The 448-nt window shown below is 66.5% G+C and carries 1 protein-coding gene; it reads left to right on the forward strand.

Annotation, left to right across the window (positions count from 1 at the left end; translation table 11 throughout):
• Positions 1 to 448, forward strand: a 448-nt coding sequence (locus tag IDG63_RS14305; protein WP_206176490.1) for an alpha-hydroxy acid oxidase, incomplete at both ends; no start/stop codon positions are given.

Here is a 448-nt window from a genome sequence, read left to right on the forward strand (position 1 = left end):
GGCGGGGTTCCGCACGTTGGTCGTGACGGTCGACACGCCGGTCTCGGGCAATCGCGAAAACAACATCCGCTCTGGCTTCTCTACGCCGCTTCGACCCAGCTTCTCGCTGGTCTGGCAGGACATAACCCATCCGGGTTGGCTGTTCGGCACGGCACTGAAGACGCTGGTCTGCCACGGCATGCCGCACTTCGAGAACTCGCAGGCCGCGCGCGGCGCCCCGATCCTGTCGTCCTCGGTCGTGCGCGACTTCGGTGCGCGCGATCACCTGAGTTGGGAGCATCTGGCGTTGATACGCAAGCGGTGGAGGGGCATGCTGGTGGTCAAGGGGGTGCTGAGTGCGGACGATGCGGTGGCAGCCCGCGAGCATGGGGCCGACGGCGTGATCCTCTCCAACCATGGCGGCCGGCAACTCGATGATGCGGTGTCGCCCATGCAGACACTGCCGGCC

It is taken from the genome of Staphylococcus sp. EG-SA-14 (genome assembly GCF_017151935.1).
In the GTDB taxonomy this organism is placed as follows: Bacteria; Bacillota; Bacilli; order Staphylococcales; family Staphylococcaceae; genus Staphylococcus; species Staphylococcus aureus.